At 65.6% G+C, this 19,849-nt stretch carries 18 protein-coding genes; 8 read left to right on the forward strand and 10 right to left on the reverse strand.

All coding sequences use genetic code 11. The features are described 5' to 3' along the window. Window positions 1-3: 3 nt before the first annotated feature. From AC6I6U_RS16595 to AC6I6U_RS16610, 4 genes are all read left to right on the forward strand, one after another. Window positions 4-795 (forward strand): ABC transporter ATP-binding protein, encoded by a 792-nt coding sequence (locus AC6I6U_RS16595; protein ID WP_090207825.1) that lies wholly within the window; start codon window positions 4-6, stop codon window positions 793-795. After that, window positions 792-1,571 carry an IucA/IucC family C-terminal-domain containing protein gene (locus AC6I6U_RS16600; RefSeq protein ID WP_497877131.1) on the forward strand — a complete coding sequence of 260 codons (780 nt, stop codon included), beginning with the start codon at window positions 792-794 and terminating at the stop codon, window positions 1,569-1,571. The genes AC6I6U_RS16595 and AC6I6U_RS16600 overlap by 4 nt, the downstream gene beginning before the upstream one ends. Continuing rightward, window positions 1,562-2,194 carry an RraA family protein gene (locus tag AC6I6U_RS16605; protein WP_497877132.1) on the forward strand — a complete coding sequence of 211 codons (633 nt, stop codon included), beginning with the start codon at window positions 1,562-1,564 and terminating at the stop codon, window positions 2,192-2,194. Before AC6I6U_RS16600 ends, AC6I6U_RS16605 begins: the two co-directional genes overlap by 10 nt. Before the next feature lie 116 nt (window positions 2,195-2,310). Next, window positions 2,311-2,637: a hypothetical protein gene (locus tag AC6I6U_RS16610; RefSeq protein ID WP_497877133.1), complete on the forward strand. Its 327-nt coding sequence runs from the start codon at window positions 2,311-2,313 to the stop codon at window positions 2,635-2,637. Between the two features lie 37 nt (window positions 2,638-2,674). Here AC6I6U_RS16610 and AC6I6U_RS16615 read toward each other — a convergent pair whose 3' ends face one another. After that, window positions 2,675-3,490: an AraC family ligand binding domain-containing protein gene (locus AC6I6U_RS16615; protein WP_497877134.1), complete on the reverse strand. Its 816-nt coding sequence runs from the start codon at window positions 3,488-3,490 to the stop codon at window positions 2,675-2,677. A 78-nt stretch (window positions 3,491-3,568) separates the two neighbouring features. Between AC6I6U_RS16615 and AC6I6U_RS16620 the strand changes: the two genes are divergently transcribed. Beyond that, window positions 3,569-4,759 (forward strand): MFS transporter, encoded by a 1,191-nt coding sequence (locus AC6I6U_RS16620; RefSeq protein WP_497877135.1) that lies wholly within the window; start codon window positions 3,569-3,571, stop codon window positions 4,757-4,759. Between the two features lie 7 nt (window positions 4,760-4,766). On the opposite strand, the gene AC6I6U_RS16625 is transcribed toward AC6I6U_RS16620, so the two are convergent. Next, entirely contained in the window at window positions 4,767-5,876 is a 1,110-nt protein-coding gene (locus AC6I6U_RS16625; RefSeq protein ID WP_497877136.1) for a saccharopine dehydrogenase family protein, read from the reverse strand. 320 nt (window positions 5,877-6,196) lie between these two features. Continuing rightward, window positions 6,197-7,018: an aldo/keto reductase gene (locus tag AC6I6U_RS16630; protein ID WP_497877137.1), complete on the reverse strand. Its 822-nt coding sequence runs from the start codon at window positions 7,016-7,018 to the stop codon at window positions 6,197-6,199. A 234-nt stretch (window positions 7,019-7,252) separates the two neighbouring features. On the opposite strand from AC6I6U_RS16630, the gene AC6I6U_RS16635 reads away from it, so the two are divergent. Together AC6I6U_RS16635 and AC6I6U_RS16640 are read left to right on the forward strand one after the other, a co-directional pair. Then, window positions 7,253-7,468: a TOBE domain-containing protein gene (locus AC6I6U_RS16635; protein WP_497877138.1), complete on the forward strand. Its 216-nt coding sequence runs from the start codon at window positions 7,253-7,255 to the stop codon at window positions 7,466-7,468. Then, window positions 7,465-8,544, forward strand: coding sequence for a sigma-54 interaction domain-containing protein (locus AC6I6U_RS16640; protein ID WP_497877139.1), 1,080 nt, complete (start codon window positions 7,465-7,467; stop codon window positions 8,542-8,544). Before AC6I6U_RS16635 ends, AC6I6U_RS16640 begins: the two co-directional genes overlap by 4 nt. A gap of 3 nt (window positions 8,545-8,547) precedes the next feature. Here the strand turns inward: AC6I6U_RS16640 and AC6I6U_RS16645 are convergent, their stop codons facing one another. The 6 genes from AC6I6U_RS16645 to AC6I6U_RS16670 all read right to left on the reverse strand — a co-directional run bounded on the left by AC6I6U_RS16645 (window position 8,548) and on the right by AC6I6U_RS16670 (window position 16,543). Continuing rightward, window positions 8,548-9,687 carry an LLM class flavin-dependent oxidoreductase gene (locus AC6I6U_RS16645; RefSeq protein ID WP_497877140.1) on the reverse strand — a complete coding sequence of 380 codons (1,140 nt, stop codon included), beginning with the start codon at window positions 9,685-9,687 and terminating at the stop codon, window positions 8,548-8,550. 1 nt (window position 9,688) lies between these two features. Beyond that, window positions 9,689-10,693: an LLM class flavin-dependent oxidoreductase gene (locus AC6I6U_RS16650; protein WP_497877141.1), complete on the reverse strand. Its 1,005-nt coding sequence runs from the start codon at window positions 10,691-10,693 to the stop codon at window positions 9,689-9,691. Continuing rightward, window positions 10,683-11,702, reverse strand: coding sequence for an LLM class flavin-dependent oxidoreductase (locus AC6I6U_RS16655; RefSeq protein ID WP_497877142.1), 1,020 nt, complete (start codon window positions 11,700-11,702; stop codon window positions 10,683-10,685). Before AC6I6U_RS16655 ends, AC6I6U_RS16650 begins: the two co-directional genes overlap by 11 nt. Continuing rightward, window positions 11,699-12,718: an LLM class flavin-dependent oxidoreductase gene (locus tag AC6I6U_RS16660; RefSeq protein ID WP_497877143.1), complete on the reverse strand. Its 1,020-nt coding sequence runs from the start codon at window positions 12,716-12,718 to the stop codon at window positions 11,699-11,701. The genes AC6I6U_RS16655 and AC6I6U_RS16660 overlap by 4 nt, the downstream gene beginning before the upstream one ends. Further along, window positions 12,715-14,043 carry an LLM class flavin-dependent oxidoreductase gene (locus AC6I6U_RS16665; protein WP_497877144.1) on the reverse strand — a complete coding sequence of 443 codons (1,329 nt, stop codon included), beginning with the start codon at window positions 14,041-14,043 and terminating at the stop codon, window positions 12,715-12,717. The genes AC6I6U_RS16660 and AC6I6U_RS16665 overlap by 4 nt, the downstream gene beginning before the upstream one ends. 64 nt (window positions 14,044-14,107) lie before the next feature. After that, window positions 14,108-16,543: a TonB-dependent receptor plug domain-containing protein gene (locus AC6I6U_RS16670; RefSeq protein WP_497877145.1), complete on the reverse strand. Its 2,436-nt coding sequence runs from the start codon at window positions 16,541-16,543 to the stop codon at window positions 14,108-14,110. Between the two features lie 567 nt (window positions 16,544-17,110). On the opposite strand from AC6I6U_RS16670, the gene AC6I6U_RS16675 reads away from it, so the two are divergent. Further along, entirely contained in the window at window positions 17,111-18,103 is a 993-nt protein-coding gene (locus tag AC6I6U_RS16675) for a P1 family peptidase (protein ID WP_497877146.1), read from the forward strand. A 145-nt stretch (window positions 18,104-18,248) separates the two neighbouring features. Here AC6I6U_RS16675 and AC6I6U_RS16680 read toward each other — a convergent pair whose 3' ends face one another. Next, window positions 18,249-19,616 (reverse strand): tetratricopeptide repeat protein, encoded by a 1,368-nt coding sequence (locus AC6I6U_RS16680; protein WP_497877147.1) that lies wholly within the window; start codon window positions 19,614-19,616, stop codon window positions 18,249-18,251. Window positions 19,617-19,849 lie beyond the last annotated feature (233 nt).

Raw genomic sequence — 19,849 nt, forward strand, 5'->3', positions numbered from 1 at the left:
CAGATGGCATCCATTACAGCCCAAGGCCTGACCCTGGGTTACCAGCGTCAGCCCATCATCGACGGGCTCGACCTGCAACTGCCCCAGGGCCAGGTGTCGGTACTGATCGGCAGCAACGGCTGTGGCAAGAGCACCCTGCTCAAATCCTTTGCGCGGCTGCTCAAGCCGCAGCAGGGCACGGTCATCCTCAATGGCACCGACATCCATCGCAAGTCGACCGCGGCAGTGGCCCGTGAACTGGCGATCCTGCCGCAGATCCCCAGCGCTCCCGAGGGTATCAGCGTGCGGCAACTGGTGGCACTGGGGCGCTACCCGTACCAGAACTGGATGCAGCAATGGTCGCTGCAGGACGAAGCAATGGTCGAGCGTGCGTTGCAGCAGACCGGCATGCTCGAACTGGCCGAACGTCCGGTGGACGCGCTGTCCGGTGGCCAGCGCCAGCGCGCATGGATCGCCATGACCCTGGCCCAGGACACCGAACTGGTGCTGCTCGACGAGCCGACCACGTTTCTCGACCTGGCTCACCAGATCGAAGTCCTCGACCTGCTGCGCGATCTCAATCGCCAGGAGGGCAAGACCATTGTCATGGTCCTGCACGACCTCAACCTGGCCTGCCGCTACGCCGACCACATGGTCGCGGTGCACCAGCGCACGGCGTTCGCCCAGGGGAGGCCGGCCGACATCCTTAGCGAGGAGCTGGTCAAGCAGGTGTTCAATCTCAACTGCCGGATCATCAGTGACCCGTTCTTCGGCACGCCACTGTGTATCCCGTTCGGTCGGGAACTGCCGCAATGACCCCAGCGAATCCGTTCAGCGAACAGGAGTGGGCGCTGCTGTCCGGGGCGTTGCGCCTCAAGCCGGCGCGGCAGTTCGACCTGCGCTCAGTACCGGCGCAAGCCCTGCTCGATGAAGCGACCTGCGAGCGTCTGCTGCAGGCGCTGGGCCCGGTGATCGGCTCGCCGACGCTGGCGATCACGGCCTCGCTGCTGGCCAAGCGCTTCTCCTTCCTCAGTACCGGGGCCTGCCTGTACGCGATGTCGGTGTACGACAAGGGCTTGCGGCTGTCGCTGGACAATTGCCGGGTCGAATACGGACATGACGACGGCTTGTGGACCTCGTCGATGCCGCTGGATGAGCTGCAGCCTTTCGGTTATCAGTCGGGGCAGCGTGAAGCCTGGCGTGAGCTCATCGTTTCCAGCCTGTTTGCCGGAACGCTCCAGCCGCTGTGGCAGGTGTTCTACCGGGTCAGCGGCATTTCCCGGCGGATTCTCTGGGAGAACACCGCGGTAAGGGTCTATTCGCTGTACGAGAAACGCATGGCCAAGATCGAGGACCCGTTGGTCCGCCAGCGCCATGAAGCCGATTTCCACTGGTTGCTGAATGAAGCCGAGCCAGCGCTGTTCGGCCTGGACTACAACCCGCTACGGCATTTTCGCCGACCACCGACGATCCTTGAAAACGAAGGCAAGAGCATTCGCTTTCGGCGCACCTGCTGCTTCTACTACGAGGCGAGCAACCCGGTCGAGTACTGCTCCACCTGTCCCTTGCTGAGGCCGAAGAAATGTCGTTGAACCCAAGAATCGCACCGCGTCGGCAGTTGGTCGACGCCGCGCTGCTGCAGCAATACCGGAACATTTCCAGCTCGACCATTGGGCATGTCCTCGACAGCGGCTACCTGCGTGGCCTGCGACCGTTGTTCGAGGGTATCCACATGGTTGGCAACGTGGTCACGGCGAAACTGCGCACGCCCGATGGCAGCATCCTGCGCGATGCCCTGCTGTGCAGCGAGCCGGGCGACGTGCTGGTGATCGAATGCGACGGCGATGCCGAGTGTGCCTGCTGGGGTGAGCTGCGCACCCTGGCGGCGATGATCAAGGGCCTGGCCGGCGTGGTGGTGTCCGGCGCGGTGACCGATGTCGCGGCGTTGCGGGAACATCGCCTGCCGATCTTCAGCCAGGGCATCAGCGCCCTGACCACCCGCAGCCTGGGGCAGGGCGGTGAACTCAACCTTCCGGTAAGGCTGGGCGAGGTCCAGGTACATCCGGGTGACATCGCCATTGGTGACGATGACGGCGTGTTTATCCTGACCCCACAGCAGGCGCAGGAACTGCTGCCGCAGTTACTGGCCAAGGAACATGCCGATCGCCTGCGCCGGGCGGAGTTCCTGGCCAGGCTGATTGCCAAGGGCAACTGATGCTGAAAAAGGGGGCAAACGGCGACAACGATCACAGCAGACGACAGACAACTCTGGTACAGTTCGTTAGCTTACTACATATCAAGTTGCCTACCTGTAATCGAGACACCCGCAAAATGAGCAATGACCTCAGCGAAGAGGAGATGCGCCTCGCGCTATTCGGCTCGCCGCGCCCGAGTGCCGAACCGATCGCCCCGCAAGTACCTGAACCCAGGATTATCGTCGCCCCACCTGCACCAGCCAAGCGCAAGCCCGTTGCCAAGGCACTGTCGCCCAAGTTGCGGGTGATCCTGCACGCGACCAAGGTGTTCGAAGGCGAGATCGAGGAGTTGGTGTACGACGCCAACACCCTGAGTAGCTTTACCGCCGAGCAGGAAGCCAAGGCCGCGGCGAAAAAGAAGAAGTTTCGCTATTTCGAGGTGATCTCGATCAAGCCCATCTAGTCACGGCCTACCAGCCGGCAGCCGCTCCTGCAAGTACTCAGCCTCGTTCCAGGTAATCCCTGGGCGACTCCCCCAGCAAGCGCTTGAACATCGCCGAAAAAGCGCTTGGGCTGGCGAAGCCCAGGCTGTCGGCAATGCGATTGATCGGCTCGCCGGCTTCGAGCAGTGTCATTGCCCGTGCTATGCGGACCTGCTGCACCCACTGCCGGTAGGTGATCCCGGTTTGCTTGATGAACAGCCTTATCAGTGTCCGGGTGCTTGCACCCACTACCTCGGACCATTGCTCGATGGTCTGCGCCTCGCCCGGCTCCTCGAGGATTTGCTGGCAGATCGCGGCCAGGCGGCGATCCTGCGGCCAGGGAATCTCCAGCGGCACCGTACGTGAATGTTCGAGCTTGTGCAGGATCAGCGTGACGATGCTGCGATTGGCCAGGTCGTCCGGATACAGCATCGGCTGGTCGGCCAGGGCCAGGATCAGCTCGCGCAACAGTGTATCGACCTCGATCACCTTGACCCGCTCACCGAACCGCTCGGCCTGGTGGCGCTCTACGTAGATGGTGCGCATCCGCGTATCGCTGAGCATCACCTGGTCGTGCACCACACCCGCCGGAATCCATAGCCCGCGCTGGGGCGGGATATACCAGATGCCGTTTTCGCTGGCGACTCGCATCAGGCCCTTGCTCGCATAGAGGAACTGCCCTCGCGGATGGCTGTGGGGCTCGTTGTAGCTGCCGGCCACCTGGTCACGGGAGAACGCGGTGATCACCCGGGGCAGGTCCTGATAGTCGTTGTGGTCGTTGCTGTGCCCTTCGGCAATCAGGCTGTCACTTTGGCGACGAATCTTGGCATTCATGAAAAACCGTCCAGGTCGGTGGCGAACTTAGTATTTGCCACAGAAATCAGTTCAGCGATAGATACCTGGAGGCAACACATGTCAGTTGCAGTGGCACAGAGAACGCGGGCAATCGAATTCATGGCAGGCCTTGGCCTGTTCATCCTGGCGCTGTCCTTGCGTCCGGGTATCGTTTCGGTCGGGCCTTTGATCGGCGCTATCCAGGCCGAGTTCGGCTTGCGCCACGCCCAGGCGGCGCTGCTGACGGCGATACCGGATGTGTGCATGGGCCTGTTCGCCATCTTCATCCCACGCATCGGCCGCCGTTTCGGCAACGACCGGGTGGTGCTGTTTTCCCTGGCCCTGCTCGGAGTGGCAATGGTGCTGCGGGCATTTGCCGGGTCGTCGGCCAGCCTGCTGCTTTCGACGTTCTTCGTCGGCATCGGGGTCGCCATCTCGGGGCCGTTGATCGGTGGCTGGATCAAGAGCCACTTCGCCAGTAATGCGGCCATGCTCATGGGCATCTATGCCGCCGGCCTTGGCATTGGCGCCACCCTGGCGGCGGTGGGCAGCGAGTACGTGGCACTGGCCGACGGTGGTTGGCGTCTGGCGGCGGGGATCTGGGCGGTGCTCTGCGTGTTCGCGATGATCAGTTGGCAGCGCCTGGCCGCGGTGTTTCCGTCCCGGCCGCAAGCCGTGCCAAGCGCCAGCAGCGCTGTCAGCCAGCCGGCCTTCCGCAGCGGCCGGGCCTGGTTGATCGCGGTGTACTTCGGCCTGGGCCAGTTCGTCTGCTACGCCTGTTTTGCCTGGGTGGGCGAGAGCAGCCGGGAACTGGCGATCAACAGCCTGGGTTCCGGGCTCAACCTGGGGCTGTTCGCTGCGATCATCGCGATCAGCAGTTTCTTCTCTGGCGTGATGACCCGCTCCACGCCGGATCGCCGGGCCTGGCTGGGCTGGTCGGCCGCCCTGTCGGCTGCTGGCGCCGTGGCGCTGTGGCTCGCCCCGGGCCTGTTCGGCGCGCTGCCGATCGTCGCCATAGCCCTGGGGCAGGGCACCTGTTTTGCCCTGGCGATGACCTTGCCGCTGGACAACACCCGCACCCATGAACAGGCCGGCCAGTGGACCGCCTTCATGCTGTTCGTCGGCTACCTGGTGGCCGCACTGGGGCCATTCGCCTTCGGCTTCCTGCGTGACCATACCGGAGCCTTCGAAGCCTCCTACGGCCTGCTGGTGGTAGCGTCGCTGGCGATGCTGGTGCTGACGCCGTTGCTCAAGCCGCACAGGCATTGACGGAGTGTCAGGGTTCGCCGTCGAGAACCGTCGAAGTGAACCCCCAGCGCTGGAACTCCGGTTCGAACTCTTCCAGTTGCAACAGCCCCATGCATGGCAGTGCACCGATCTGGCTGATTTCTCCCTTGGCCAGCTTGCAGGCCAACAGGATGGTGGCCATGCAGGGGATCTCCGGGCCGTGGCCGCCGGGAGCGGTCAGTTGCCAGGTCAGGCTGCCGGGCGTGCCGTCCTGGCGCAGGCCGTGGACGTGGACCCGCATGGCGCCCTTGTCGCTGCCGAAGCGGTCCATGACCTTTCTCGACAGCGTGTCCAGTTGCGCGGCAAACCGTGAGATCGGCAATGGCAGGCCCAGGCGCCGCAAGGCTGCGGCCAGCCACAGGCCGGCGTGCTCCAGGCGCAGTTCCAGCGCGGCATGGAATTCGACATCGCGCACGCCGGGATAACGGGCCGGGAATAGCGCCAGGTCCGGGATATCGCAGGCCGCGCCCCAGCGGCGTCCCATTCCGGCGAAGTGGAAGGTACGGATGTCCTGCCAGCCGTACTGCTTCACCCAGGCACCACCGTTCCAGCGGTCAAAGGCCAGGCCGGCGTAGCCGAACACCGCCTGGATCGTTGCTACACCCCGCGGCGCCTGCTGGCCAGGGGCGATGGCGGTGCTGATGCCGTCCAGGCGCGAGAAGGACCTGGCCAAGTGATCGACGACTGCGGAGGAAAGCCCTGGCACGCTGCTGGCGCCGGAAACCGCCAGCACGCCGCCGGCCCGTGCCTGGGCATCGACGTTGGCGGCGAAGCGGTCGACGAAGTCCCGGCCGTCGGCCAGGTCGATGTAGTGCGCGCCGGCGGCGCAGGCCGCCAGGGCGACGCGATAGTCCTGGCCCTGGAAGGGGCCGGCGCAGTGAATGACCAGGCCCGGCCTGGCCTCGGCGAGGCGTTCCTCGAAATCGCCGGCTTCGATATCAAGGCGCAGGGTGGCGACGGTTTGCCCGTTGTCGAACCGATGCAGACCCGCGCTGGCACTGCGACTGGCGGCAATCGGTTCCAGCCCGGGTTCCAGTGCCAGGCGCCGACAGATACGCGCGCCGAAGTTGCCCAGGCCGCCGATGACGATGATACGCACGATTCATCCTTGAATGAGGGGAAAGGGCGGCAGTATACGTGGTCACGGTATGGTCAAGGAAAAGACGGGCGACACGGTCCCCGTGGGAGACGGCCGGGCGGCGCTCCGCTCGCTGGCGATAGCGTCCGGTCAGTCAACATCTTTGCCAACTGACGCGCCGCCATCGCCAGCAAGCCGGCTCCCACGAAAGAGGATCAAGCCTGCCGAACCGGGCGCACGCGCCAATTGACCGCTGTTCCCCTCTACAGCCCTTGGCAGGTGGTCACTCCAAGGCCGGCTGGCATCGTCATCACATTCGCATATGGCGGGAAACGCCAGGGTCACACCATCGCCAACCGATGCTTGCGCTTGGGTGGCATGAACACCCGGTCGATGGCGTCCAGGTCGTGCTCGTCCAACTGCAGTTGCGCGGCGGCGGCGTTGAGCCGCACGTGCTCCAGGTTGACCGCCTTGGGAATCGCCAGCACACCCTCATGGCGTATCACCCAGGCCAGGGCCACTTGCGCCGGGGTGGCCTCGTGGCGGGCGGCGATCTGCTGGAGCGTCGGGCTGTCGAGCAGGGCGCCGCCCTGGCCGACCGGGCAGTAGGCCATCAGCGGCAGGTTGTGCTGTTGCCACCAGGGCAGCAGGTCGAACTCGATGCCGCGTTCTTCCAGGTTGTACAACACCTGGTTGGTGGCGCAGAACGGCGAGGCCAGTTCCTGCAGGTCGTCGACATCGAAATTGGACACGCCCCAGCGGCCGATCCAGCCCTGCTCGCGCAAGCGCTCGAAGGCCTCGACGGTTTCCTCCAGTGGGTATTGGCCCCGCCAGTGCAGCAGGTACAGATCGATGTAGTCAGTGCCCAGGCGCTTCAGGCTGCGCTCACACGCCAGGGGAATGCCCTTGCGGCTGGCGTTGTGCGGGTAGACCTTGCTGACCAGGAATACCTTGTCGCGTTGCCCTGCAATGGCCTGGCCGACCACTTCCTCGGCGCCCCCTTCGCCGTACATCTCGGCGGTGTCGATCAGGGTCATGCCCAGGTCGATACCGGTTTGCAGGGCTCGTACTTCATGGGTGCGCTGCTGGTGGTCCTCGCCCATGCGCCAGGTGCCCTGGCCAATGACGGGGACGGCGACGCCGGCCAGATCGAGGGTTTGCATTGAAGCCTCCTTGGGACATCGGGGTTATCCGTGTGGCAACGGCTGGCCCGCGAGGTTCCACCGTGCAGGTCTGATTCTAGTCATGGCCGGCGAATGTCCGGGAGAATCCCTTTGTATATTCCAAAAAAGAATAAAATGATTATTATTAATTCCTTTTGAAAGATTCGAGAAAGGTGCACCTTATCGCTGTACCGCACGAAGTCCGTGCCACTCTCCCAGACAGGAAGCTGCCCCATGACCATCAAGGCTATCAACGTCCGCAACCAGTTCCGTGGCGTCATCAAGGAAATCAACCTCGGTCAGGTGCTGTCCGAAATCGACGTGCAAACCGCCTCGGGCATTGTCACTTCGGTGATCACCACGCGCTCGGTCCGTGACCTCGAACTGGCGGTCGGCAGCGAGGTGATCGCCTTCGTCAAATCCACCGAAGTGTCTATCGCCAAGCTATGAGTACCAGTGCCGGGCGGCCCAGCCCGATCCTGACCCTGCCGCAGGGCGAAAAGGACCCGTTGTCGATTCGCGCCAAGGCCCTGGTGTTCGCTGACCCGCGTTCGCGGCAACTGCTCGATTACCTGCAAAGGGTTGGACCGAGCGAAGCGCCGGTGCTGATCAATGGCGAGACGGGCACCGGCAAGGAGCTGGTAGCCCGCTACATCCATACGGCCAGCGGCCGCACGGGGGCCTTCGTCCCGGTGAACTGCGGGGCGATCAGCGAAACCCTGGCCGAGAGCGAATTCTTCGGGCACGAGGCCGGGGCCTTTTCCGGGGCGGTCGGACGGCGTGCCGGCTGGTTCGAGGAGGCCGATGGCGGCACGCTGTTTCTCGACGAAATCGGTGACCTGCCGCTGCCGTTGCAGGTCAAGCTGCTGCGGGCGCTGCAGGAGCAGGAGATCGTCCGGGTCGGCTCGCGCAAGCCGATCAAGATCAACATCCGCCTGGTGACGGCGACCAACATCGACCTGGAGCAGGCGGTGGAGGCGGGCAATTTCCGTCTCGACCTGTTCTATCGGATTAATGTCGCGCAGGTCCGCGTGCTGCCGTTGCGCGAGCGGCCGCTGGACATCCTGCCGTTGGTGGAACACTTCCGAAAGCTCTACAGCCAGCGGCTGAAAATCGTCGAACCGATGCTGTCCGAGGCGGCGACCCAGGCGCTGCTCGACTATCCCTGGCCGGGCAATATCCGCGAGCTGGAGAATGTCGTGCATCTGGCCTTGCTGGTGGCGGGTGACAAGCCGATCCGCCCGGAACACCTGAAGTTTTCCGCGGGTTTAAGTGCCGCACGCAGTGCCACTGCCAGTACGGTATCGCGGGTGCCCCAGGAGGTGATCCGCGAGCAGTTGTTGCGGCTGTTCGAGGTGCCGGGGGAGAGTCTGCTGCACGATATCGAGGATCTGATCGTGCGCGAGGCGTTTGCCTTTTCCGGGTTCAACCAGCTGCGTAGCGCCGAGCTGCTGGGGATTACCCGCAACGCGATGCGTACCTTGCTGGTCAATCATGGAATGCTCAAGGGGCGCAGCAAGTCCTGAACCTCAACCAATTTGCTCAGTCTGTCGCTGCGCCGCACCGATGCGCCGTAGTTGCGGCAGCAGTTCACTGCCCAGGTGAATCGCCTCTTCCAGATGCGGGAAGCCCGACAGGATGAAACTGTCGACGCCCAACTGGTGATATTCCTCGATCCGCTGCGCCACCTGCTCGTAGCTGCCCACCAGCGCGGTACCGGCACCACCACGAACCAGGCCGACACCGGCCCACAGGTTCGCCGAAACCTCCAGCTCCCGTGCCCGCCGGCCACGGCCCTGGACCAATTGCGTCTGGCGACTCTGGCCGACCGATTCGTACGCGGCCATCTGCATTTGTGCGCGGTCGATGGCCTCCTTGGGAATCTCCTCCAGCAGCTTCTCGACATGGGCCCAGGCCTGGTCGTCGGTGGCCGCGGCGAAGATGTGCAGGCGCAGGCCGAAGCGCAGGCTGCGGCCCTGCAGCGCCGCCAGTTCGCGCATGCGCTGGATTCGTTCGGCGATCATCGCCGGTGGTTCACACCACATCAGGTACGTCTGGGCGTGGGTCGCGCCGACCTGTTCGGCCGCCGCCGAAGCACCGCCAAAGTAGATCGCCGGTGCCGAGGCGTGCGGGCTGATCGGCGTGGCACTGGCGCTGCGGTAGTAGCGACCGTGGTACGGCAGGCCCTTGCCGGCCCAGACCGCCTGGAACACCTGGAGAAATTCCGCAGTGCGGGCGTAGCGCTCGTCGTGTTCGAGGTAGTCACCCAGGGAGCGCTGTTCGAAACGACTGGAACCACTGACCACATGCAGGGCCAGGCGGTTCTCGCTGAGCAGTTGCAGGGTTGCTGCACGGTGCGCGGTGTAGGCCGGCAGTTCGAGGCCGGGGCGCAAGGTCAGCAGGAACTTCAGCCGGCGCACTTCCTGGGCCAGCACCGCGGTGATCAGCCAGGGGTCTTCGAAGCCGCTGGCGGTCGGTACCATGATCGAGTCGAAACCGGCCAGTTCGGCGGCACGGACGATCTGCCTCAGGTACTCCAGGGTCGGTGCGCGTTCGCCGGCTTGCAGCAACCCGGTTCGGGGCAGGCCGCTGCTGGTCAGGTGGCGGCCGTCGCCATTGGTGGGCAGGAACCAGTCGATTTCCAGGGCAGAGCGGTGTCCGTGGGTCATGCTAGCAGCGCTCCTTGCGCAAGCCTTGGGCTGTCAGCAACGGCAATATCTGTTCGCCGAAGCGCAGTATCTCGCGCACCGCAGGCTCGCCCTGGATGATCACCTGGCCCAGGCCCAGCCCATGCAACTGTTGCAGGCGGGTGGCGACCTGGTGCGGGCTGCCGACGATGTACAGCGGCTGGTCGCTGTGGGGGTGCCACAGGTTTGGATGGATTTCGAAACGTCGTGCCGGGTGCCGGTGGCGCTTGAGCGGCAGCACCTGCGAGGGCGTTTGCGGGAGTTGCAGCGGGGCCTGCTCCAGGATGGCTTCGGCGGCGTCCCAGGCTTCGTCCTCGCTGTCGCGCACGATCAGCCCGAAGCTGCTGGCGAAGGCCAGTCGACCCTGGCTGTCACGCAGGCGCTCGATGGCCTGCTGCAGCCAGTCCGGTGCGCCGGAGCGCAGCAGGCAGGCATGGGCGTGGCGGGCGATCAGGGCGGCGTCCTGGGAGTCGTCGAGGATGATCGGCGGAGCAGGCAGCGGACGGCGGCCGAGACCGGCATTTTCCAGCTGGAAGTAGCGGCCGTCATAGTTGAATTCGGCACCGTCGGGTTGCAGCAGCGGGCCAAGGATTTCCAGGTATTCGCCGATGCGCTCACTGCGCTGGTCGCGGTTGAGCCATTCACCGAAGGCGCTGCGCAGGCTGCCCTGTTCGCGGTCGGGCAGGTGCAGGCGCACGCGGTGCGCGCTGATCGATTGCAGGCTCTGCACAGTGGCGGCAAGGGCCGCCGGCAACATGACTTCCGGCGGCACGCTGACAGTCAGTTGCAGGCGTCGGGTATGGGCGCAGAGTGCCGCGGCTACCCCGAGGCTGTCGGCGCAATGGGCGCCACCGGGAATCCACAGGCCGTCGAGCCCGGCGTATTCCGCGGCCTGGGCCAGTTGCATCCACTGGCCGGGGCGCTGGGCCCAGCCCGGTGTCTGGCCGGGGCCGCAGAGGGGAAGCTGCCAACTGAATTCAAGTGCCATGGGTGGCTCTCTTGTAGGTACCGGGTTTCCAGCCCAGGGCCGGGGCGATTTCGCCGGCGAGGATTTCCAGGCGACGGAGGATCTGCGTCTGGGTCGAGCTTTCGGCCTGGACCACGGCGATCATGTAGTCAGCGTAAGGTAGCAGAGACGGGTCCTGGCGCAGGCTTCCAATCACTTCATCAGGATGACCATGATGCACGTTCATCAGGCGCAGGTGTTCCTGCAGGTCGACGGCTTCGTCGATCAAGCCCTCGCGCTTGAGCCGCGGGATATGTCGTTCGATGTCCACCGCCAGCTCGGCCTGGGCACTGGCGCGGTCGGCTGCCGGGAAGATCGCTCGGACCACGCCGATCCGAGGTGGCTGGTCGGCATCTTCCCAGGCTTGCAGGTAGGCGTCCGCCAGGGGCTTTTGCACGGTCAGCGGGTCATGGGTGGCGGTGCCCAGCAGCAGGCCGTTGCCCTGTCGGGCGGTGTAGGTCGCGCCCTCGATGCTGCCGTGTGAATGCCAGAGGCGCTGGGCCAGGCCAGCCGCTGGCGGTTGCAGGGTCAGGTCGCTGGCGGCGTCCACCGGGCCGCCCTTGAGCAGATGCTGCAGGCGCTGCTGGTGCCGGGCGAAGTCCTGCTGGCGTTCGTCGGCCTCACGGCGAAAGGCGGCGAAGTTGTCGAGGTTGGCGCCGCCGCTACCCAGCCCCAGTTGCACCCGGCCGCCGCTGAGGCTGTCAAGCACGCTGGCATCTTCCGCCAGGCGCACCGGGTCTTCGAAGGGCAGGACGATGACGCCGGTTCCCAGCTCGATTTTCTTGGTGCGTTCGGCGATCGCCGACAGCAGGATCAACGGCGAGGGCAGGCGGCCGAAACCGTTGCTCAGGTGGTGCTGGGCGATCCAGCCACCGTCGAAGCCCAGGGCCTCGGCGACTTCGAACTGTTCGATCAGGTCACGGTAGACCTGCTGCGGATCGTCGCCAAAGGCATGGCTGAGGAAACCCAGCTTGAAGGGTCTGTTGCTCATGGGCGCGGTGTCTCCAAAGGCGAAGGCCGCTGCGGGTTGGGCTGCCAGCCCAACGCCGGGGCGATCTGTTCGCGGATGATCTCGAGATTGCGGATGGCCTCGCGCAAGGACGTATTGGCGGTCTGGACCTGGAGCACCAGATGATCGTTGGCACCCAGGCGCGGGCCTTGGGCCAGGGCCTCGGCAATCTGTCCAGGCGCGCCGTGAAGTACTCCCAGGCGGGCGAGTACCTGGTTGAAGTCGGCGTCGATCCCGGCCCGGTAGACGCCGATGCTCTGTTGGCGGCGCACGTAGGCGAGGATGTCGTTGTGCAGTGTCGAGCCGGGTGCTGCCGCATCCGCGCCGGGGAACACTGCCTGCACCCGCACGACCCGCGCCGGGGTGCCGTTGTCGCCGGTCCAGGCCTGGCGATAACGCTCCACCAGTTCCGCGCCGGCCTCGGGTGGCAGGTGCGGATTGGGAGCCATGATCAGGCCGTTGCCGCGGGCGGCAACCAGCTCGACCCGCGAGGTCGCCTCCCATAAGCGCCGGCCGAGTCCTTCGGCACGGGGCAGCAGGCGTGGTCCGTCGGTAGTCAGCGGTGCGTTGCCGAGAGCCGCGCGCAGTCGTTGCAGGCGGGTTTCGTAGTCGCGATGGCGTTCTCCATGGTCGAGGCCGAAGGCGTCGTAGGTCTGCGGGTCGAAGCCGGCGCCCAGACCCAGTTCCAGGCGACCGCTGCTGAGCAGGTCGAGCACCGCTGCATCTTCGGCCAGGCGCAGCGGCTCTTCCTGGGGCAGGACGATGATCCCGGTACCCAGGGCGATACGTCGGGTACGCTGGGCAATGGCCGCCAGCAGCACCAGCGGCGAAGGCAGCCGGCCCTGTTCGCTGGCGAAGTGGTGCTGAGCCACCCAGCCGCTGTCGAAGCCCAGTTCCTCGGCGACGCGGAACAGCTCCAGGGTGTCGCGGTAGACCTGCGGGTCGAAGGCCGGACGGTAGACACGGCTGAGAAAACCCAGGGAGAACCCGCCACTCATGGTTGGCTGAACCGATTGGCCGGCCGTGGCAGGCCGAGGTTTTCCCGCAGGGTGCGACCCTGGTATTCACGGCGGAACAGCCCGCGCTCCTGCAACAGCGGAATCACCTGGTCGACGAACACCTCGATGGAACCGGGGAAGTACGGGAAGAACACGTTGAAGCCGTCGCAGGCGCGAGCCTCGAACCAGGCCTCGAAATGGTCGGCGATGTCGGCGGCAGTGCCGATCACCGGATTGCCGCCGGCCAGGCGCAGGTACAGCTGGCGGATGCTGAGGTTTTCCTTGCGGGCCAGCTCCAGCACCTTGTCGCGGCGGCTGCCACGCTGGCCGACCGGCGTTTCCGGCAGCGGGCCGTCGAGGTCATGGCCGCTCAGGTCGATATCTTCGCCGAGGGTGTCGGCCAGCAGGCGCAGGCCCAGCACCGGATCGATCAAGGCCTGGAATTCGTCGAACAAGGCTTGGGCCTGCTCGCGGGTGTCGCCGATGAAGGGCGTGATGCCGGGGAGGATCTTGATGTGGTCCGGATCGCGGCCCAGATCTGCAGCACGAGCCTTGATGTCCTGGTAGAAAGCCTGGGCATCGGCCAGGTCGGTGGCGGAGGCGAAGATCACCTCGGCGACCCGTGCGGCGAGGGTCTTGCCGGCTTCCGAGGCGCCGGCCTGGACCAGCACCGGATGGCCCTGGGGTGGCCGTGCGACGTTCAGCGGGCCTCGAACGGAAAAGTGTTCGCCGCGGTGGTTGAGGGTGTGCAGCTTGTCCGGGTCGAAGTACTGGCCGCTGGCCTTGTCGCGGATGAAGGCGTCGTCATCCCAGCTGTCCCACAGCCCCTTGACCACGTCGTGGAATTCCTCGGCGCGCTGGTAGCGGTCGCCGTGGTCGATGTGCTGTTCGCGGCCGAAGTTCCAGGCCTCGTCGGAGACCACCGAGGTCACCAGGTTCCACGCCGCGCGACCGCCGGACAGGTGGTCGAGGGAGGCGAACTTGCGGGCGATATGGTACGGCTCGTTGTAGCTGGTGGTGGCGGTGGCGATCAGGCCGATATGGCTGGTGACGGCCGCCAGGGCGGACATCAGCGTCAGCGGTTCGAAGTGTTCGGCGCGGGCGGTACGGCTCAGGGCATCGTGATGATGGCCCCACAGCGCCACCACGTCGGCGATGAACAGCGCGTCGAATTTGCCGCGTTCGGCCGTTTCGGCAATCGCCTTGAAGTGGGCGAAATCCAGGCTGGCATCGGCCTGGGCCAGGGGGTGACGCCAGGCGGCGACATGATGGCCGCTGTTGGCGAGAAAGGCTCCGAGCTTGAGTTGGTCGGTTCGGCGGGTCATGAACGGGCTCCCGTTGGGCGGGCGGCGCCGGCGATGGAGGTGATCGCCGGTGCCGCCAGGTGGGTCAGAAGTTGTAGGTCACGCCGGTGTACCAGTAGCCGCCGGTGGTGCCGTAGGGCGAGAAGTTGCCGTAGGGGAAGCCGCCCGAGCTGCTCGCCAGTTTGGTGCGCTCCGGATAGATGTTGAACAGGTTGTTGGCCCCGGCGGTGAGGGTGATGTCCTTGGTCAGGTGGTAGTCGACATTGAGGTCGGTGATCCAGGTCGGCGAGAAGGTCCGGTCGTAGATCGCCGCAGTGCCGTACTGGGTGTATTCACCGTAGCGGGTCAGGTTCAGGCCGATGTCGAACTTGTCGACGGTCCAGGTGCCGCCCAGCAGCAGCTTGGATTCCGGGGTGCCGTGCTTGAGGTTGCCCTGGCGCTGGCGATCGTAGCCACCGTCCGGACCGAGGGCCTGTTGCGCCACGTCCGAGGCGTGGATCGCGTCGATCTCGGTGGTGTTCCAGTTGAAGCCCAGGGTGTAGCGCAGGCTGCCGTAGGCACCGAGGTCCTGGCGGTAGTCGCCGACCAGGTCGATGCCGCGGGTGGTGGTGTCGAGGGCGTTGGTGAAGTAGGTGACCGCCTGGTTGGTATTGAGCCCGGCTGCGGCGAGGATCGCGTTGATCTGCGGGGTACCGCCGAGGTAGCCGGTCTGGGCGATGCGGTCCTTGATCCTGATCTGGTAGGCATCGAGGGTGACGCTGGCGTTGTCGATCGGTTGCAGGGTCAGGCCGAGGCCGAAGTTGGTCGACTTCTCCGGCTTGAGGGTTTCGGCGCCGAGGGCCTTGGCCACGGCCGAGTCGACCGCCACGTTGCGGTAGTCGATCAGGTTGCCGTTGACGCTGCTCTGGGAGGTCGAGCTGTAGATCTGCTGGGCCAGCGACGGCGCGCGGAAGCCGGTGCTGAAACTGCCGCGTACGGCGAGGATCGGCGTCAGCTGGTAGCGGGTGGCGAGCTTGCCGTTGGTGGTGGTGCCGGAGCCGTCGTTGTAGTGCTCGTAGCGGCCGGCCAGGTCGACGTGCCACTTGTCGGTCAGGTCCTGGCCGATTTCGGCGTAGGTGGCGACGCTGGTGCGGCCCTTCTCGGCGGCATCCGCCGGTGTGGTGCCGGCACCGGAAATCGTCCCCGGCGCGATCGGGTTGCCGCTGGCGCCGGTGCTGAAGTCGCCCAGGGCATAGGACTCGTAGTCGCCCTTGCCGATCTTGTAGTTCTCGTAGCGTTGTTCCAGGCCCCAGGAAATCTGCGTCGGCTTGGCCAGGCCAAGGTCGAAGGCGCGGGTCAGGTCGAGGTTGTTGGTCCACTGGCTGAAGGTCTTGACCCCTGTGTCCACCGACGTCGGTGAGTCCGGCCCGTAGCTGAGGTTGTAGGTATGGCGCAGGGTCGCCTGGGCGTGGTCCTGGCCGTAGGTGCTGGACAGGTCGTAGTCCCAGCCGGCGAGCTTGCCCTTGCCGCCGAAGGCGACCTGGAAGTCGTTCTCGATGAAGCGCAGGGTGTCCTCGACGCCTTCGGGGAACGGCGTGGCGATGCCATCGAAGCTGGCCGGTTGGTGGAAGGCCAGGGGTTTTTCCGAGTTGCGCCGGGTGTAGGTGGAAAACGAGTAGAGGGTCAGGGCGTCGTCCACCGGCAGCTCGGCGTTGTAGCCGAAGCTGAAGTTGCGTGCTTCGGGCAGGCCGGTGCCGTAGTAGGTGTGGCGCTGGCTGGTGTTGCCGGCGCTGTCGGTGTACGGCGCATCGTCCGAGCGGTCGGAGATGTTCTGCTTCTTCACGTCCAGGGCCAGGTTGATGAACCCGTCGTTGGGCAGCGACAGGCCGAGGTTGCCGGTCTGGCGGGCGGTCTCACCGTCGCCGTTCTCGAAGTTCTGGCCGTAGCTGGTGGACAGGCTGCCGCCGTGGTCGGTCTGCTTGAGCACGATGTTGACCACGCCGCCGATGGCGTCGGAGCCGTATTGCGCCGAGGCACCGTCACGCAGCACTTCGACGTGATCGACCAGGGCGGTGGGGATCATGTCCAGGTCTACCGGTTGCGAGCCGGAGTTGAGGAAGGTGCCGTTGTTGAGCAGCGCGCTGTTGTGGCGACGCTTGCCGTTGACCAGCACCAGCACCTGGTCGCCGTTAAGGCCGCGCAGGCTGATCGGGCGCACCACCGAGGCCGAGCCGTAGCCGGAAGAGGCCGGCAGGTTCAGCGACGGCAGTACCTTGCTCAGGGCGCGGGTCAGGTCGCCCTGGCCGGTGGCGAGCAGTTGCTTGGAGGAAATGACATCCACCGGGGCCGGGCTTTCGGCCAGGGTGCGGGTCTGGCCGCGGTTGCCGATGACTACCACGGTGTCCAGCGGGTTGTCGCTGCCGGCGGTGTCGGCGGCGAGGGTCAGGCTGCTGTAGCTCAGGGCCTCGCAAACGACGAGGAACAGCAGGCTGTGGGTGAAGGTGGTACGGGCCTGGCGGCCGACGGCGTGTATCGAACTCATGATGTGAATCGCTCCAATGGTTCCCCGGTGTGGCCCCTGGCGGGGCAACCTGAGTCGGGTAAGGCGACGGTGTCGTGGCGGGTCGTCGCAAGCGTGGTCAGTGACGGCTTGTTGCCGGAGCGGCGCGATGGCCGCGGTCTCAAGCTCTGCTGCTGGCGATAGAGCAAGGCCTGTGCCATGTGTTTTAGCTCTTGAAAATCAAGGGTTTGGCTTGTGTCACAGGAAATACCTGGTGTTTTTCCAACTGCGGCGGCCCAGGCTGTTGATTTTTCTACAGCGCGTCGTGGGCGGAGGCCGGCGGGGAGGGGAGTGTTGTTTTGTCAGCAGTCGCGGCGGTGGCTGTTGGGTTAGCAACAGGTCGTTGTCGCCAAGCCTGAATCAATACGGGGAACGGGCGGCTGGCACATCACTTGCTGAATGCTCTCGATACAAACCTGTGGGAACCGGCTCGCTGGCGATAGCCATTTCATGAGCGCCACAAAAAAGGTGGATGGCCGCCTTCGGCGGATCGCCAGCAAGCCGGCTCCCACAGAGCGAAATGCTGATCCCTTATTTCAGGAAATGATTATGCCGTTACCGGGACCCCGTAACCTGTTGACCGATGTACCTGGCGTTCGCGTCGGCCACGCCACCGACCTGCGGGTCGATACCGGCGTGACGGTGATCCGCACCGACGGCGCCTGGACGGCCAGCATCGACATTCGCGGCGGTGGTCCGGGCGGTCGCGAGTCGGCGGCGCTGGAGCCGGAGAACATGGTCGGGCAGTTGCACGCGCTGGTGTTCGCTGGCGGTTCGGTGTTCGGCCTGGGCGCGGCGGATGCGGTGGCGGCTGCGCTGTCGCAGCAGGAAGTCGGCCTGCACTTGAAGGCTGGAGCACCGGCGATTCCGATCGTGCCGGCGGCGGTGCTGCATGACCTGGCCAATGGCGGCGACAAGCACTGGGGGCTGGAGCCACCGTATCGCCGGCTGGGCTTCGAAGCGCTGGACAATGCCGCCGAGGACTTTGCCCTGGGCTCGGTGGGTGCCGGTCGCGGAGCCATGGCCGGAGTGCTCAAGGGCGGGCTCGGCTCGTCGTCACTGGTCCTGGAGGATGGCCTGGTGGTGGCGGCACTGGTGGTGGCCAACCCCATCGGTTCGGTGTACATGCCGGACGGGCAGACGTTCTGGTCCTGGCCCTGGGAGATTGCCGGTGAGTTCGGTGGTGTGCGGCCCGCTGGAGTGATGGACGCCAGCGACCCGATGCCGGAGTTGTCACGGCTGGACAGCATGGGCCGCCTGCAGGCCGGGGCCAATACCACGCTCGTGGCAGTGGCCTGCAACGCCCGGCTGACCACCGCCGAGTGCAAGCGCGTGGCGATCATGGCCCAGGATGGCATCGCCCGGGCGGTCCGGCCGGCGCACCTGCCGTTCGACGGTGACACGGTGTTCGCCCTGGCGTCCGGTGAGTTGCCGCTGGTCGAAGGGCCGCGCCGGCAGGTGCAGATCGGCTACATCGGTTCGGCGGCGGCCGATTGCGTGGCCCGGGCGATTGCGCGGGGCGTGTTCGAAGCGCGGCGGTGACCGCGATGCATCGTCTTGCACCTGACCTTGTGGGAGCCGGCTTGCTGGCGATAGCGGTTATGCAGGTGCCACAAAAGTTGGCGATTGGCCGCCTTCGGCGGATCGCCAGCAACCGAGCGTCGGCCGGCCGTTCCCACAGGGGGCTTTATCGTTCAGGCGATGGGTGGTTGATCCGTGTTCCGGCCCGCGCCGCCTCGGACGGCAACCCCAGCGCCTCATAAACCCGCACCAGATGCCGATTGGTCGGCACATCCAGCGCATCGTAGCCCCGGCGCAGTTCCAGGGTCTGCTGCGCCACCAGCCAATCCCCCGCACGCAGCCGTGCATCCAACTCGACCTGGGCGAACAGGTCACGCTGGGCATGGCTGCCGCCAATGTCGTTGAGCCGTGGCAACACGCTGCCCAGGCGTTGCACCGCCGTGTCCCAGTCGCCACGGGCATGGGCCAGCAACCCTTCGGCCAGGGGCAGGGTGACCTCGGCCCAGGTGTTGCGGCTGAAGGCCGGTGCCGTCAGGCTGCGCTCGCGCAAGGCATCGAGCAACCGGTCCGCCTCGGCCAGCCCGGCGCGGGCCAGGCCGTACAGGTATTGCACGCTGAGAAACGGCTGCACCGTGTCGCCAACCCGCACCTGCAGGTACGACGCCAGTGCCTGCCAGCGCGGGCCGACACCGATGCCTGCCAGTTCCAGGCGGGCCAGCAGCGACACCGCGCCGACCTGGTCCTGGGAGTATTCCGGGAGGATGCCCCAGACATGCCGGTCGTAGATTTCCAGTACCCGCTGCTCCTGTCCACGGGCCAGGTAGAACAGCGCCAGGTGCCACCAGTTGTGGGTGTACATGAACGAGTTGAGGCCCTGCCAGTGATGCTTCACGCCTTCCAGGAAGTCGATGCCTTCCTTGATCCGCCCGCGGGTCAGCAGGACGTGGGCCAGGGCATGCTGGGCCCAGGCTTCGTCGGCTTGTAGCGCCAGGGCCTGGCGGGCGGCGGCTTCGGCTTCGTCCAGAAGGTGGCACTGCTCGTAGGCGAAGGCCAGCAGGCCGTGGCTGTGGGCAATCTCCGGTGCGGCGTCACGGGCCTTGAGGGCGATGCGCAATAGCGCCGGCCAGTTGCCGCGGTTGAACTCCACGTACTGGTTGAGCTTGGCGGCGAACAGGTCGCGGGGGAAGTGTTCGAGCAGTTGTTCGGTGAGGCCCAGCACGCGGCCCAGGTCCTCGGCGATCCAGGCGTTGAGGGTGGCCAAGTACAGGTTGGCCCGCAGGTGGCCGGACGCCACGGCATCGGCCCGCTGGCGATAACGCTCGGCCAGGTGCGGACCTTCGGGGGACTCGCTGAACATCAGCAGGATGCCGGCCAGGGCGTTGGCCAGTCGTGAGTCCGGATCGGCATCGGCGGCGGCGAGGATGTTTTCGGCACGGGGGTGATAACCGAGGAAACCACCGATGAAATCGTCGATGCCGAGTCGGGTGGAGGGGAGGTTGCTATCGATGGGGTTGCCCAGGTAATCCAGTGACATGGGGGAAGGCTCGGTGGTTCGAAGTCGGTGGCTGTCGCAAGGGTTGTGCCAGGGGCGAAGGCGGGACGTCCGCTCGCCACACATGGCCCTTGAGCCGGATGTCCCGCTTCAGATCTGCTGCTTTTTGCACAGTGATAGGCGCGGGTTGTGGTTTTTTCATCAGCCCCCGCAACCCCAGCCCACGCAAACACAGGCGCAAAAGTGCTGGCACAGGCCTTGCTAAATCCCGGCAA

The sequence above is a fragment of the Pseudomonas sp. UTLPPB19802 genome (assembly GCF_059730225.1).